Origin of the sequence: Kitasatospora sp. NPDC058162, from assembly GCF_042884005.1 — a bacterium.
Lineage (GTDB): Bacteria > Actinomycetota > Actinomycetes > Streptomycetales > Streptomycetaceae > Kitasatospora.
This window is the reverse complement of the sequence record NZ_JBHVUS010000037.1, coordinates 56010-69455: the sequence shown is the minus strand read 5'-3', so window position 1 is coordinate 69455 and position 13446 is coordinate 56010. Positions and strand designations below refer to the sequence as shown.

The 13446-nt window shown below is 73.5% G+C and carries 20 protein-coding genes; 4 read left to right on the top strand and 16 right to left on the bottom strand.

Going from position 1 to position 13446, the window contains the following annotated elements; translation table 11 throughout:
* Positions 1–11: 11 nt before the first annotated feature.
* Together ACFVXG_RS38435 and ACFVXG_RS38430 are read right to left on the bottom strand one after the other, a co-directional pair.
* Complete coding sequence (locus tag ACFVXG_RS38435; protein WP_387934640.1) at positions 12–758, bottom strand: hypothetical protein; 747 nt, start codon at positions 756–758, stop codon at positions 12–14.
* A complete protein-coding gene (locus ACFVXG_RS38430) occupies positions 755–1408 on the bottom strand; it encodes a hypothetical protein (RefSeq protein ID WP_387934638.1) in 654 nt (217 codons plus the stop codon). The genes ACFVXG_RS38435 and ACFVXG_RS38430 overlap by 4 nt, the downstream gene beginning before the upstream one ends.
* 105 nt (positions 1409–1513) lie before the next feature.
* On the opposite strand from ACFVXG_RS38430, the gene ACFVXG_RS38425 reads away from it, so the two are divergent.
* Both ACFVXG_RS38425 and ACFVXG_RS38420 read left to right on the top strand, forming a co-directional pair.
* Complete coding sequence (locus tag ACFVXG_RS38425; protein WP_387934636.1) at positions 1514–1717, top strand: hypothetical protein; 204 nt, start codon at positions 1514–1516, stop codon at positions 1715–1717.
* A gap of 12 nt (positions 1718–1729) precedes the next feature.
* Positions 1730–2644 (top strand): DNA ligase, encoded by a 915-nt coding sequence (locus tag ACFVXG_RS38420; RefSeq protein ID WP_387934634.1) that lies wholly within the window; start codon positions 1730–1732, stop codon positions 2642–2644.
* Positions 2645–2814: 170 nt separating this feature from the next.
* Here ACFVXG_RS38420 and ACFVXG_RS38415 read toward each other — a convergent pair whose 3' ends face one another.
* The 4 genes from ACFVXG_RS38415 to ACFVXG_RS38400 form a co-directional block, all read right to left on the bottom strand.
* Positions 2815–3249, bottom strand: coding sequence for an ATP-binding protein (locus ACFVXG_RS38415; protein WP_387934632.1), 435 nt, complete (start codon positions 3247–3249; stop codon positions 2815–2817).
* Between the two features lie 249 nt (positions 3250–3498).
* Positions 3499–4347 (bottom strand): helix-turn-helix domain-containing protein, encoded by an 849-nt coding sequence (locus ACFVXG_RS38410; RefSeq protein ID WP_387934631.1) that lies wholly within the window; start codon positions 4345–4347, stop codon positions 3499–3501.
* Positions 4348–4371: 24 nt separating this feature from the next.
* Positions 4372–4896 carry a DUF6879 family protein gene (locus ACFVXG_RS38405; RefSeq protein ID WP_387934630.1) on the bottom strand — a complete coding sequence of 175 codons (525 nt, stop codon included), beginning with the start codon at positions 4894–4896 and terminating at the stop codon, positions 4372–4374.
* Positions 4871–5134: a hypothetical protein gene (locus ACFVXG_RS38400; RefSeq protein WP_387934628.1), complete on the bottom strand. Its 264-nt coding sequence runs from the start codon at positions 5132–5134 to the stop codon at positions 4871–4873. Before ACFVXG_RS38400 ends, ACFVXG_RS38405 begins: the two co-directional genes overlap by 26 nt.
* A gap of 313 nt (positions 5135–5447) precedes the next feature.
* Here ACFVXG_RS38400 and ACFVXG_RS38395 point away from each other — a divergent pair, with 313 nt between their 5' ends.
* Positions 5448–6248 carry a ParA family protein gene (locus ACFVXG_RS38395; protein WP_387934626.1) on the top strand — a complete coding sequence of 267 codons (801 nt, stop codon included), beginning with the start codon at positions 5448–5450 and terminating at the stop codon, positions 6246–6248.
* A complete protein-coding gene (locus ACFVXG_RS38390) occupies positions 6248–7225 on the top strand; it encodes a hypothetical protein (protein WP_387934625.1) in 978 nt (325 codons plus the stop codon). Before ACFVXG_RS38395 ends, ACFVXG_RS38390 begins: the two co-directional genes overlap by 1 nt.
* Before the next feature lie 337 nt (positions 7226–7562).
* Here ACFVXG_RS38390 and ACFVXG_RS38385 read toward each other — a convergent pair whose 3' ends face one another.
* From ACFVXG_RS38385 to ACFVXG_RS38340, 10 genes are all read right to left on the bottom strand, one after another.
* A complete protein-coding gene (locus ACFVXG_RS38385) occupies positions 7563–8333 on the bottom strand; it encodes a hypothetical protein (protein ID WP_387934623.1) in 771 nt (256 codons plus the stop codon).
* 120 nt (positions 8334–8453) lie between these two features.
* Positions 8454–8963, bottom strand: coding sequence for an AAA family ATPase (locus ACFVXG_RS38380; protein ID WP_387934621.1), 510 nt, complete (start codon positions 8961–8963; stop codon positions 8454–8456).
* Positions 8964–9141: 178 nt separating this feature from the next.
* The gene (locus tag ACFVXG_RS38375; RefSeq protein WP_387934620.1) at positions 9142–9825 is read right to left on the bottom strand and encodes an OB-fold nucleic acid binding domain-containing protein; all 684 of its coding nucleotides are present in this window, start codon (positions 9823–9825) and stop codon (positions 9142–9144) included.
* A gap of 137 nt (positions 9826–9962) precedes the next feature.
* A complete protein-coding gene (locus tag ACFVXG_RS38370; protein WP_387934618.1) occupies positions 9963–10658 on the bottom strand; it encodes a hypothetical protein in 696 nt (231 codons plus the stop codon).
* A 132-nt stretch (positions 10659–10790) separates the two neighbouring features.
* Positions 10791–11279: a hypothetical protein gene (locus ACFVXG_RS38365; RefSeq protein ID WP_387934617.1), complete on the bottom strand. Its 489-nt coding sequence runs from the start codon at positions 11277–11279 to the stop codon at positions 10791–10793.
* A 213-nt stretch (positions 11280–11492) separates the two neighbouring features.
* Entirely contained in the window at positions 11493–11813 is a 321-nt protein-coding gene (locus ACFVXG_RS38360) for a hypothetical protein (protein ID WP_387934615.1), read from the bottom strand.
* A gap of 102 nt (positions 11814–11915) precedes the next feature.
* Positions 11916–12161 carry a hypothetical protein gene (locus ACFVXG_RS38355; RefSeq protein WP_380497566.1) on the bottom strand — a complete coding sequence of 82 codons (246 nt, stop codon included), beginning with the start codon at positions 12159–12161 and terminating at the stop codon, positions 11916–11918.
* 98 nt (positions 12162–12259) lie between these two features.
* On the bottom strand, positions 12260–12388 hold the full coding sequence (locus ACFVXG_RS38350) for a hypothetical protein (protein ID WP_387934613.1): 129 nt from the start codon (positions 12386–12388) through the stop codon (positions 12260–12262).
* Between the two features lie 34 nt (positions 12389–12422).
* Entirely contained in the window at positions 12423–12680 is a 258-nt protein-coding gene (locus ACFVXG_RS38345) for a hypothetical protein (RefSeq protein ID WP_387934612.1), read from the bottom strand.
* A gap of 134 nt (positions 12681–12814) precedes the next feature.
* Positions 12815–13324: an ATP-binding protein gene (locus ACFVXG_RS38340; protein WP_387934610.1), complete on the bottom strand. Its 510-nt coding sequence runs from the start codon at positions 13322–13324 to the stop codon at positions 12815–12817.
* Positions 13325–13446 lie beyond the last annotated feature (122 nt).

The window sequence follows — 13446 nt, the reverse complement described above, 5'->3', positions numbered from 1 at the left end:
GGCGCCTGCGGCTACGCCAGAGCGGCGACCGCCGCGACGGCGCCGCCCGCTCCGGTCAGCCGTTCCATGGGCGCGGGTGCCGCCGCGCTCACGCCGCCGTGCCCGTCCGGCAGGAGAAGGCGAGCCTCGCGGGTCCGGGCTGTGCGGCCCCGTCCGGTGCACCGGACGTCGACCTGGCGGCCGGCGAGCTGCCCCCAGCCGTCGCCCAGCCCGGACCACACCGCGGTCCCGGCGGTCAGGCGCAGTTCGGCGGTACCTGGCCAGGCGTCGAGGGTCAGCAGAGTGGCGCCGGTGGTCCGTAGGCGCTGTTCGAGGCGGGCGAGCTGGCGAGGCACGGGCCGGCTCGTGGGGCGCAGGATGATCGTCTCGCAGGCGTCGGCGAGGACCGAGGCCGCCTCCGCCCAGTGGCCGCCGGGTTCGTCCACCAGCACGGTGCGCTCCAGTGGGATCCCGTACGCTGCGGCTGCGGCCAGCCCTGCGTCGGGCCAGCCGATGATCGAGGTCCACGAGGTGGTCGACGCGGAGGCCGGCCCCGCCGCCACCGCGAGCAGCAGGCTCGCGTCCAGGATCTCGACGACCACGCCTTTCGGCAGCCGCCCGTCCGGCAACAGCGGCGCCAGAGCGGGCAGGACCGGGCGGGAGGCGGCTTCGACACGGGCGAGGCGGGCGGCCGGGCTGGTCTCCTCCAGCAGGGCCGCCAGCCGCTCACCGCGCTCGGACGCCGCCGAGTCCGGTACGGCGGCGATCGGCGCGCTCACCGCTCTCCCCCGCCGGCGTCCTCCGCCGTCCCGGACGAGCCGACCGGGCCCGCCGGGGTGCCGACCTCGACGGCCGCCTCCACCGCGACGAGGACCGGGCGCACGGTGACGGGGTCGGCGACCAACCAGGCCGACTCCTTGTCCTCGCCCCACCTCACCTTCGCGATCCACGGCAGCCCGGGCCCGGGCCGGCGCCGGACGGTCACCAGGGCGGAGCGCCACCGCCCGCCCGTACGGACCCAGGCCAGGCGCCAGCAGTTGTCGGAACCGTCCTCGGCGACCTGGCCGGCGAGCTCGGCCGGGACCACGGTCGCGTCCCTCCATCGCCCGAAGAACGGAGGGCCGGACGGGGGCTCGTCCTGTGGCTCGGGCAGCTCCCTGACCGTGTGCTCGTCGAAGACGAACCAGCCCCAGGAGTCGCCGGCGCCCCAGGCGACGTGCGCCACCCACACCGCGCTGCCCGGCGGGCGCCGCCACACGGTCAGCATCGCCGGCCGCCAGCCGCCTCCCACCCGGATCTCCACCAGGCGCCACCGCCGCTTGTCCCGGTAGTACCCGGGCAGCGTCATCAGCTCCCGGGGCGCCCGGACGGCGTCCCCGGGCTGCGCCGACGGGCGCGCGGGGTGGGAGAAGGGCACGTCAACGGTCATGGGAACAATTGTTCGACATCTGGTGTACGTGATCAAACGTCAGCTCTGGCAGCCGCCGACGCGGCCTACCGTGGAGGAGAGGAACCCGCCGAGCGGAGGTGCGGGATGACCGGGACCGCGACGATGACCTGCGGGGCCTGCGGCCGCACAACGGCCTGGAACCCCTGGGGCGCATGCACGTGGACATGCTTCGACCGGAGCCGCCCCACCGAGGACGAACAGCAGGCCATGATCGACAGCGCTCCCGAGGCACTCGCCTACTACCTCGGCCTCGGCCCCGGCCGTCCCGTGGACGGCTGCGGGCAGTAGGGCGGTGGAGGCATGCCGCACACCCGCAGCCCCGTGCTGCTGCGCCCGCCGGTGGAGGTGATGCGACCCGTGCCGGTCCCGATGCTGCCGGCCGAGGACGCGCTGCCTGGCGGGACCCAGTACACGATCAAGCTGGACGGCATCCGGGCGACGGCCCACGTGCTGGAGGGCCACCAGGTCCACCTGGTGTCGCGCCGGGGCAACGACCTCGGGCCCCGGTTCCCCCAGCTTCAGCCGGCGCTGGCCGCGCTCCCCGTCGGCCTGGTCCTCGACGGGGAGGTCGTCGCGTACACGACGGGGGGCGGCGGGCGGGGCCGGCTGGACTTCACCGCGTTGCTGCGCTCCCCCGCGGCACGGGTCGCCGCCGGCACCCAGGTGCTGTACGTCGCCTGGGACGCCCTCGCCCTGCCGGGCCGCGACATCCGGGACCAGCCGCTTCGGGACCGGTGGGATGCCCTGGAGATGACGCTCGCCGGAGCCCGGCCGCCCCTACAGATCTGCATGGCGACCACCAGCCGGGCAGAGGCCGCCGGCTGGTACCGCGACCTGGAGCCCATGGGGATCGAGGGGATCGTCGCCAAGGGGCTGGACACCCGCTACCGCCCCACGCACGGCGCCGGCGCGTGGCAGAAGATCCGCCACAGCGACACCACCGACGCGCAGCTGATCGCGGTCACCGGGACCCCACGGCGGCCGCAGGCCCTGCTGGTGCGCCTGCCCGACGGCAGCACCGCCGTCACCACACCCCGCCTCACCCCCGTCCAGGCCCGGCCGATCGCCGACGCCCTCGCCGGACGGCTGGAACCGGGCCCGCCGGACAACCCCTCCGCGTGGACCGTCACCGGGGAACCACCGCTCGTCGAGGTCACCGTCGGCAGCGGCCGCCACGGCACCGTCCGCTACGTCCGCCTGCGCCCGCAGGAGTAGGAGCGCTGAGTTCGGGCAGCCAGGCCGTGTACGGGCCTGGCCGCCCGAGGGCTTCACCGTAGGGCGCCGGGGTGTTCGTGCCCGGGCGGTGTGGGGCAGGCGCAGCCGCGCGCCCTGGTCGGGGCGCTCGGCCGGTCCAACGAGCGGGCGGCGGGTTGGGCAACGGGGCGTCAGCCCGCTGTGGTGGGGCCGGCGCGCAGGTCGGCGTGGACGGTCTTGCCGTAGGTCTCCAGCTCGGCGCCCCAGTGGCCTCGGGTGAGGTGGTGGACGAGGGCCATGCCGCGGCCGGACTCGGCGGCGGGGCCTGCGTCGATCAGGCAGGGCAGGGTGCGGGAGCCGTCGCGGACGCTGATCCGCGCGCACCGGTCGGTGATGCGCGCGACGGTGACCGTCATCTCCAGCTGGCAGCCGGTCTTCGCGGCGTTGCCGACCAGCTCGCTGACGATGAGCTCGGCGGCCTCGACCAGGTCCTCCAGCCCCCATTTGGGCAGCGTGGTGCGCACCAGGCGGCGCGCCACGGTGGCGGACTGCGGCGCGTACGGCAGCGATGCCTTCACGGAGGCGGCTGCCGAAGGCCGTGGCAGGGTCTCGACGGCGGCGGTCACCGTGAACCTCGCGCCCGCCGGCACCGCCCGGTCGCGGCCGGTGGGCGGGGTATGGGGTGCGTGGCCACGGTGGCGCTCCGCTCTCTCGTCAGCGGTGACTACTGCGCGGCCCCGACGGGGGGCGGGCCCGCGCAGCAGTCCCGGCTCGCCCGCCGGGGCCGGGTGTCCGGCTCGTCACGGCGGGCGACGGTTCGACGGTAGGGAGTGACCGGCCCGGCCCTCAACGCGTTTGCACGCGTTTGCAGGAATTCAGCCCAGGGAGTCAGCGGCCCGGGTGATCAGGGCCCTCGCCTGCGCGCCGTAGACCGCGAAGTCCTTGAGCCGGTCGAACGCGCTCGCGTAGAGCGCGAGCTCGCTGGGCGTGGTGACGGTCACCTGGGCGGACAGCAGCTCCACCCCGGCCTCGGCGTCGTCGAAGATGTTGAACGTCTCCACCGGCCACATGGTGCGCTGCGCGGTGAACGGGATGACGCCGAGCGAGACGGCCGGCAGCGCCATGGCCTCCAGCAGGTGCTCCAGTTGCTCGGCCATCGTCTCGGCGGTCCCGAGGCGGTAGTAGAGGACGGACTCCTCCACCAGGATCGCGAAGCGGTGGTGGCCGGTGCGCACGACGCGGGAGCGGGCCAGGCGTGCCTTCACGGCTTCGGCGACGTCGTTGGGGGTGCGGCGGAAGTCGGCCACCGTGGCGAGCAGCGCGGTGGCGTACGCCTCGGTCTGCAGAACACCCGGCACGACGCGGGAGGAGTAGGAACGGAAGTGCCGGGTGCGCTCGTACAGGGGTGCCGCGGATTCCTGGAGGCGGCGCAGGCCGGTGCGGGTGAGGCGGCGCCACTCGACGTACATGGAGTCCACGGCGCGGTTGGCGGCGATCAGGTCCTCGGCCTGGTCGTCGGCGCCGCACGCCTGGCACCAGGTGCGGATGTCGGCGTCCGAGGGCGCGGTCTTGGCGTTGATGATGCGGGAGGTCTTGGCACCGTTCCAGCCGCACCGGGCGGCCAGCTCCTGGCCCTGGAGGCCAGCGTCCTGCATGATCTCGCGCAGCCGCGCTGCCAGGGTCAGGCGGGCTTCCTGGGCGCTGGAGGACGGGGAGGCGGGCACGGGGGCTGGTCGTCCGGTCCGGGGTCAGACGGCGTACTGCTCGTGCGGAACGGCGCGCTCCCAGACGGCCTCGAACGCGTCCGCGCAGAGCTTCGCGACGGCAGGGTCCTCGCACATCTGCGGCCCGGCGGAGGCCCCGTCACCGGTGAAGTGGTTGAACCGCACGACCGTCCCGTCGAACAGCCAGAAGTCGTTCCCGGGCAGCGCCAGGTCGGAGGCCCGGCGGCGCGGCAGCCAGCGGACCTGCTCGCCAGCCGCCAGATTCACTACGGTCCCGGCGTGCTCGTAGCGGATGTACGCGGTGACCGGCTCGGAGACGATCCGGGCGCGGCGCACCACGACACCGCGGGCGACGGCGACCCGGATCATCGACACCCAGCCCGACCAGCCCTCGCCCTCGGGGTCGAGGTCCGGGTGAATACCGGTCCGCTGGAACCGCTCGAACTCCTCGGCTTCGCCGGCGATGCCGTAGGAGTCGCGCATCTCCAGGTGCACCGCGGAGTGCCGGGCGCCGACCAGCAGCTCAGAGAAGGCCGTCACGTTCTGCATCGTCGAGCGCCTTCCTGATGACCTGCGCCATGCGCAGCGGGATGCGGGTCACGTTCTCGTGGTCGGGGGTACCGACGGAGTGGCCGGGCACCCACTCGGTCGTGCCGATCTCCGTCAGGAGCTCCTCGCCGGGCTTGAGGCCCTGGAAGACGAGTTCCCTCTTGGCGTCGTCCACCCACACCATCGGGCTCTCGTCCTTGCCGGTGTTGGGGTCCACCCCGGCGAACCGTAGCGTCATGATGCCCTCCCGTACCAAGTCGGTTGCGCAGTTTTGCACGACGCTCCACCTACAGGTGACGGCCCGTCAAGGGCGCGAGGAAGCATAGAGATAAATCCCAGCAAGCCGGCTGCTGCCGGACTTCGCCGCTCGCCTGCCAGGACCACAGGACCAGTCCCAGCGCGCGCTCGACCCGACTGGTCTACCCGCCCCCGGTCGCCGTGCTGGCAGTAGGCGGAAACGCGATGACACGCCCGTGGTGTTCTTCGCGCCGCTGCGCCCCAGATAGCCTGCCTTCCGTGTATTGGGCATTCAACGGTCAGAGGGGCCGGGCATGAGCAGAGTGATCGCGGCCTACAGCGAGAAGGGCGGCGTCGGCAAGAGTGCCCTGGCGGCCGGGTTGACGGCTGCGGCCCGCAGGCGGGCCCTGGACGTCGTCGCCGGGGACCTCGATCCCCGGGGCACGTTCACCGCCGAGCTGGGCATCTCCGAGGAGGAGGCGCCCGCCTTCACGATGAACGACCTGCTCGCGCTCGACCCGCAGGGTGAGACCGGCCTGGCGGCCGAGGCGTTCGCCCCGGCGTCCGACGCGTGGCCTGGGGTTCAGGTGATCGCGGCGGAGCGCGCCCTTGCGAACCGCGAGACGGACAACATCGCCGTGGGCCTCGAGTTCCGTCTGCGGCTCGCCCTGAAGGGCGCCATAAAGCCCGGGTCGGTCGGCATCCTCGACCTGCCACCGCGCGCTGGCGGCAAGCTCGTCACCTCGGCTCTCGTCGCGGCGACGGACGTCGTCATCCCGGCCACCCTCGACGAGGACGGGCGGATCGGCGCCAAGGAGGCCCTCGCGACCATCAAGCTGGTCAGGGACCTCGGGATGAACCCGGATCTGCGAGTAGTGGGCATCGTCCCCTCAATCGTCCCCGGCGGGCGCAGCACCCTGAAGGACGCCATAGGGGCCTACCTGGCGGAGACCTACGGGGATCTGTATCGCGACGATCTTGCGATTCCCCGGCATTCCGTACGCCAGCAGACGCGATTTGCCTGCGTGCCGATCACCGCAGCCTCCGGTAAGGAAGCTCAGGCGCTTACCGGTGCCTACGACCGAATTCTCACGGCATCGGGAGTACCCCTGTAATGGCCAACAAGCTGATCCAGGCCGGGACCAACCGGTTGAAGAAGGCGCCGGATTCCGCGGTCGATCCGGCGGTGCCCGCCGAGCTGCAGCAGACGGCGGCACAGCAGGCCGCCACTTCCGCACTGCCGGCGATTGTGGACACCCAGGGCACGCCGAGCGTGTTCGCAGGCGGTCGGGTGCTCACCGCCGAGGACATCACGGGTACCCCGGAGGAGCAGCTCGCCTACGTCACCGAGCGGCTGGTCGAGATCGACGGCCTCGGGCGGCGGGCCGAGGACTTCGTGATGCTCAACAAGGGCGTCCTGCTGGAGATCGCACAGCAGCGGGAGCTGCACGTGGTCGCTGGCCGCACGAACTTCTCCGTGTGGGCATCCGAGGTCCTGGACGTGGACGAGAAGTACATCTTCGAGCTGATGCAGGACGCGGCTAGGGCACGGGCCGTCGCAGAGCTGGGGCCCGAGCTCACCCAGTACCTGAGCCGCGCCTCGGCCCGCAAGGCAGTGGCGGCGGTCATCGCCTCCCATGACCTGAAGACCGCCCGCACGGTCGTCGAGCTCGGCGTGACCGAAGCGACCGAGCAAGGCAAAAAGCGCCCCACAGCAGCCAGGCTGGTCGAGCTCGCCACCGAGCTGACGACGCCGTCCATTCCCGAGCAGAACGTGGGGTCAGAAATTTCTGACCCCACCCCCAGCGAGCAGAGGCCAGAAATTTCTGACCTCGGGACTGAGGAGCAACCGGGTGCGGCCCAGTTGCGCGACCTTGGCCGATCAGCGGCCGTTCTGCGGGAACGGGTGGCCTCGCTGATCGCTCCTCGCGCATTGAAGTCGGCGGTGGAGGCCGACCCAGCCGCAGCACATCGACACCTGGAGGACCTCGACACCGAGCTGCAGCGCTTCGCCAAGCGCTTGGCGGCCGCCAAGAGAACGGCTGCTTCGGCAGTCGCGGCCGCTCCAGTGGACGCGGAGATCGTCGGCTGACCCTCAGCTGCACCGCCTCCGCGCCTGGAAACACAAAAGGGCCCGCCTCCGCCGGCGTCAAAGCCGGAGGAGGCGGGCCCTTTTGTGTTCGACGTCAGGCCGGAACGCGGCCGGCGGCACGGTCCAGGCCGATGGCCCGGGTGACAACGGGGAGAGTGGCGGTCCAGTCGCCGTCGGGAGGGCGATCAGGACCGGCTCGCGGTTGGCGGCCGGGGTGGGGCGGCAGGTGGCGGTACGGGCCATGGCTGTGGTCTCCCTGATCTGAGCTGCGGTGTAGGGGAGGGAGCAGCGGGCCGGTCCTCGGCGAAGGCCGGCCCGCTACCGGGGTGCTGTCGAGCTACAGGAGGCCGGCGGCGTGGGCCTCGGCCTCCTGGTCGCGGTTGTCGTCCTCGTCGGCCTCGTCGGCCTGGTCCTCGCCGTCGAGCGGTCCGGCGGGGCACAGCTCGGCGATGGCGAGGTCACTGCCGAAGGCAGACCACGGGCCGTCGGCCTGGTCCTCGCCGTCGGCAGGCTGTGCCGCGTCGGCCGTGGGGCTGTCCAGGAGCGCGACCAGCTCGCTGATGCTGCTGACCCGGATCTGCTGCTCACCGTCCAGCACGAGCAGGTAGGTGCGGGTGCTGTAGCCGTGCCGGTCTGCAGGAGAGGGGACGCACAGCAGGTGCGCGCCGCCGGGCAGCTCGCACGTCGCGGTGCCGTCCTCCGCGCCGATCCAGTTGGCGGCCTCGGTCAGGCTGCCGCCGCTGCGGTCGAGGCCGTGGGCTGCGGTGGCCGCGCGGTGTGCGGCGTCGGCGGCGACCTCCTCGGCGAGCTGCTCCCGCGAGGGCGCCGGGGCGGGCGCGGCAGCGACGGGGGCGGGGGTGTAGCCGTAGGCGGGGACGCCGAGGCGGTGGCACAACGGTCGGCGGAGCTGGGTGGTGGCCTGGTCGGCGAGGCAGGCGGCGAGGCCGGCGGCGGCCGCGGCGAGGGTGAAGCGGGTCTCGGCCGGGCGGGCGGCGAGGGTGCGGTAGGTGGTGAGGCCGGCGGCGGCCGCCGCAGCGGCGATGGCGATGTTGTCGGCGGTGTCGAGGGTGGTGCTCAGCAGGCGGGCGCGGGTCGTCTGCTCGGTCATCAGGTGCCTCCAGGGGATCGGGGTTGGGCCGGGCGGCCGCGCCGCGCACCACGGGGCCCTACCCCCGGGCCTGGCTGGCCGGGTGGGCGGGGCGTGGTGGTGGGCGGCGTGGTGGTCCGGTCAGGCGGTGCGCAGGTGGCGGATCTCGTCCCAGCCTTCGCGGGGGAGGAGTTCGCGGGCGGAGCGGGCCATGCGGTGCTGCCAGCGGACCGTGTCCTCCGGTACCCGCTGCTGCGCCGGGCGCGCCGCGTTCCGGGCGAGGCAGTCGGCGAGCGGCGCGTCGACCAGGACCGCGACTGCGCGACGGCCATGCTGGTGAGCCAGCTCCACCAGCTGGAGCCGGTGCTGCGCCTCAACCGAGGTGTTGTCCACGTAGGTGGTGACGCCCCGGCGCGCCCGGTTCAGCAGGATGTGGTGCTGGAGCAGGACGGCGTCCGCGGTGGCGTCCTGGTCGCCGGGCTCGGAGACGATCGCCCGCAGGGCGTCCAGGCTGACGATCTGGTGCGGCGGGACGGTGAGCAGGGACGAGGACTTGCCGCTGGCCGCACACCCGATCATGGCGACCAGGTCGCCGGGCTGGACCGGGTCGAGGGCGCGGGAGCAGGCGGCGGCAAGGGTGGTGGTCGTCATCGCGGGGGCCTCCGGGGTGGTGTGGTGGGTGGTCAGAGCCAGGCGCCGGTGGGGTCGTCGGGCACCGGGTTGTCGGCGGGACCGGGCTGGACGGCGGTGGCCTGGCCGGGCCGTGGCGGTGCGCGACCCAGATCAGGTAGCGGTTGCGCTCTGGGGCGGCGCAGTCGGGCGGGCAGCGTCACGGCTTAGTGGAGCGGCGGGGCCGGAAGCGGATGGTCGGGGCGTCGGCGAGGTCCTGGGCCTGGGCGAGGTGGGCGGCCGCGAACTCGAGCAGCTGCTGCTGGTGCTCACCGCCCGCCGCCGCGATGGCCCGCAGGTACTGGCCCGCCGCGCGGAGGTGTCCTCCGGCCTCGCCGAGGCGGGTGTCCACCAGCAGCTGGGCGGCGTCGCGGACCAACACGGTGAAAGCGGCCAACGTACGGGGGCGCTCGCCGGAACCCGCCAGGTCGGCCAGGCTGCGGGCGTGGCGGCCGATCAGCGCCTGGACGGTCATCGGGTCGGTGACCTGGGGCGGCAGTTCCCGGGCCGGGCTGGGGGTGAGGTCGTTGCAGTAGACCTCCACCAGGTCGTGTCCGGGGGCGTTGATCCGGCCGGTGACGGCCACCGGCCGGCCGACCTCAACGAAAGGCAGTTCGCGCAGCGGCATCCAGGTGCGCGGGAAAACGCGGATGCCGATCTGTCCGGTGGTGTCGGTGAGCGTGAGGGTGGCCCACTCGTTTCCGGCCCGGTTGGCGTGCTGGCGGGCCTGGGTGATGGTGCCGGTCAGCCGGACCTCTCCCTCGGTGCGGCCCGAGGTGCGCAGGGCGGCGATGGTCGGGCGGGTCGGCAGCGGGGCGGAGGGGACGGCCTGAGCGATGATCATGTGGTCCTCCAAGGCGGTGTTCGGTGTCGGCCGGGTGGCCGCGCTGCTCACCAGGGCGCCCCGCCGCCCGGCCGAGTGGGCCGGGCGGCGGTGCGCGAGCCGGTGGGCAGCGTCAGTACCCAGTGGGAGCCGACCGGTCAGGATCGGGCGGAGGCCACCACGTCCCCGAGGGTGGGGCCGGGCACGGGGCGGGTGGAGGCGTGGCTGGCCGGCACCCACTCGCCGACGGCGAGGGAGCGGGCGCCGAGGCCGCTCGGGGCGGCGTGGTCGCCGTAGAACGCCTCCAGCAGCGGGACGCCCTCGCTCCAGTGGTCGTAGTGCCGCCAGGTGAAGCCCAGCGGGTTGTAGTGCTCGCCCTCGGGCAGGTACGCGATGGTCAGGTCGAAGACCCGGCCGGTGGTCGGGTGGGTCCAGGAGGTGCGGCCGATCTCGGTCTCGGAGACCGGCCGGCCCTCGCTGTCGATGCGCCGGTCCATCCACTCGATGGTGACCAGCAGGCCCTGGTGGTCCCAGGTGTTCGGGTGCGGCCGACTGGGGCTGTGGAAACGGACGTGGACGTCGCGGCCCTCGATGGGCCGGCGGCCGCGCAGCTCGGTGGTGACCAGGCGGGCGCGGCCGGCCTGGATCGGCCGGGTGTAGGGGTCGCCGTGGCGGCCGGTGCCGCCGCCGTTGGCCAGCCACCCGCGCACCGAGGCGTAGACGCGGCCGTCGCTGTCGGGGGCGTCCTCAGCGATCTCCCAGTCGGCGATCACCACCTTGACGTTGTCGGAGAAGTGCAGGGTGCCGTACTCGGTACCGGCGATGTGGTGGTCGGGGGTGTTCCAGGACTGCATCGCTGAGGTTTCCTTCCACGCTGGTGGTCTCGGCCGGACGGCCGCGCCACACACCGGGCCCGCTCCGGCACCCGGCTGGTGGCCGGGCGGCAGTACGGGCTCCGGTGGGCAGCGTGAGCGCCCGGGACGGGATCAGCGGGCCAGGAGGAGAGCAGCGACCGTTTCACAGCCGTGGTGGAACGCCTGATCGAGCTCAAAGGACCCGCACACCGGGGCCAGGCGCTCGTAGAAGGCGCCCTTGCCGGTGGCCTTGGCCAGACGGGCCAGGGGGAGTCGCCTGTCCGCGGCGTAGTGGGTCGCGAACGAGACGGCCAGGGCGGCGGCGACACGGCCGGGCTTGAGGCGCAGGCCCAGCAGTCGCGAGCCGATCAGCAGGGCGCCGGCCTGGGTGGCGGTATAGGTCGCGCAGTGGTGGAGGCAGGCGAGCTGGCCCTCGCGGGTTCCGTGCACGGCGATCTCGGCGCCGGTCTCGTCGTCGCGGTCGACGACGGGGTTGGTGTCGGTGGCGCCCTTGATCCGGGCGCAGGTGTCCGTCTGGACCCACATGTCACCGATCGCTCCGGCGGCCCGCAGGAGGGCGTAGGAGGTGGCGAAGCGGGCGGCGCGGTCGGTGGCGGTCACGGATTCCTCCGGGTGGTTGTGGTGTGGGTGTGGGCTGGGCACCCGCCGTCTGGGCAGGCGTGCGGGTGCCACGGGCGGGCTGCAGAGTGGTCCGCGCTGGGGCGCGGCGGGGTGACCGGCCGTCGGGTGCGCGGCCGGTGGTGCCGGAAAGGGGTTGGTGCGCGTCCGGGTCGTGAGCCCGTGCCGGCCGGGTGCCGGGGACGCGCTGGCGGGTCAGCTGGTGGGCTTGGGCATCGAGCGGCACTCGTTGGCGTGGGCGTTGGCGTCCAGGTGGGCGTCCTGGCGCTCGTTCGGCAGGTACGGGTCGCCGTAGACGCCGACGCTGCCGGTGGTGCCGCAGCCGTTGCACTTCCAGGCGAAGCCGTCGACCTCGTGGTAGGTGTCGCCGACGTAGGGGCGGCCCTTCGGGAGGAACCTGGTGCGGAAGCGGACGCTCGTCAGGTCGACGTGGGCGCCGCCGACGGTGAGGTAGCGGGCGAGGACGTTCTCGGGCCAGGCGGCGGTCCACACGGTGCTGGTGGTGCTGCTGCTCATCGGGTTTCCCTCCCCGAGCTGCTCCGGGGCGCGGTGTCCCGGATGGTGCGCGCCTGGGTCGTGAACCCTCGCCGGCCGGTGCCGGGACGCGCTGGCGACCGGTCAGCCGCCGGAGCTGTAGCGCTTGGTCTGCTTGAGGACGTGGTCGCGGGTGAAGCCGGTCTCGGCTGCGGCGTCGGCCTGGAGGACCTGGCCAGTGCGGATCAGCTCCGCGATGGCGGCCCACATCTCGGCGTCCGCGTCGGTCTTGGCCTTCTCGGCATCGGCGTGGATCTTGTCGCGCCTCTTCTTGAGGGCGGCGATGTGGGCGCGGCCTTCGGTACGGGTGGTCTGGTCAGGACGGGGCATGACGGGCTCCTGGCGTGCGGGCGGCTGCTGGTCTGCATTCACGGAGAATGCAGACTCGCAGTCTGCCCTGTGAGCGGCCGGAGCGGGCCTCGCAGAGGTCACTCGATGGTCCAGCCGCCGCTGCGCCAGGCGCGCTCGGCGTCGTTGGCCAGGATCCGGGCCAGGCGGGCCCAGCCGGGCAGAGCGAACCAGCGCATCCGGTCCGCGGCCCAGCGCAGCGCGAACATGATCTGCTGGGCCTGGTCCGCGGTGAAGACGAGTTCACCGCGGTAGTCGCCATCCAGGCCGGTGAGGAACGTGCGGATGGTGGCGCTGTCGCCGATGCGGGCCCACCGCAGCCTGCGGGCCGTACTTGCCGCAGCCGTCCTCGGGGGCTCCCGGTGTGCTGCCGCACAGGTGGTCCAGGCCGCGGTCGATCTGTTCGGTGCAGCCGTCCTGTTCGCAGACGGCGTCGACGCCGTAGCCAGCCTCGATCTCGGTGCCGTCCGCGCGGCGGACGGTGTAGAAGGCGTTTCCCATTGCGGTGTTTTCTCCTGTCGGAGGTGTGGGTCCGGCCGGTCGGCCGGTCCCGTCCCCGGACGCAGGCCGCCCGCCCGGCCGGTGGTCGGCGGGGCGGGCGGTGTGCGGCCCCGGGGGCGAGACCGGTCGACCGGTCAGTCCTGGGTGTCGTTCAGCGCGTGGTGGCCGGGGACGGTGCGGGCGCCTCGGTGGAGCTGGGTGACGGTGCCGGCGACGTAGTGGTCGCGCAGGGCGAGCGGCCAGGTCTCCAGGCGCAGGTCGCTCACGGCGACGACGGTCTCGACGGCGGCGGGGCGGCCGGTGGTGACCAGCCGGTACAGCTGCTCGGCGGTCGTTTCGCGGCGCAGGAGGTGTTCGGCCTCGTCGATGAGCAGGCGGATGCGCGGTTCGGCCTGGGTGGGCTGGTGGGTGCGCTGGCGGGCGTCGCGCAAGTAGGCGTTGCGCTGGTCGACGAGGGCGAGGGCGTCGGCGAGCATCTGCTCGGCTCCGTCGGGGGTGGCGCGGCGGTCGGCGGTGGCGAGTTCGCTGCGGGGGGTGATGGCCCAGGTGGTGGTGGCCGGGTCGGTGGCGGCCTGGGCGATCAGCTGCTGCAGGGCGTGGGACTTGCCGGAGCCGGTGGGGCCGACGATCAGGTGCGTGGACATGCGGTGCTTCCTCTCGGTGGGCGTGGTGACCGCCGGGGGCGGTCGGGTGGGTGTGGGTGCGGGAAGCGGTCCGCCCGCCCGGCCAGGGGTGGCGGGGCGGGCGGCGGACGCGGTGTGGGGTG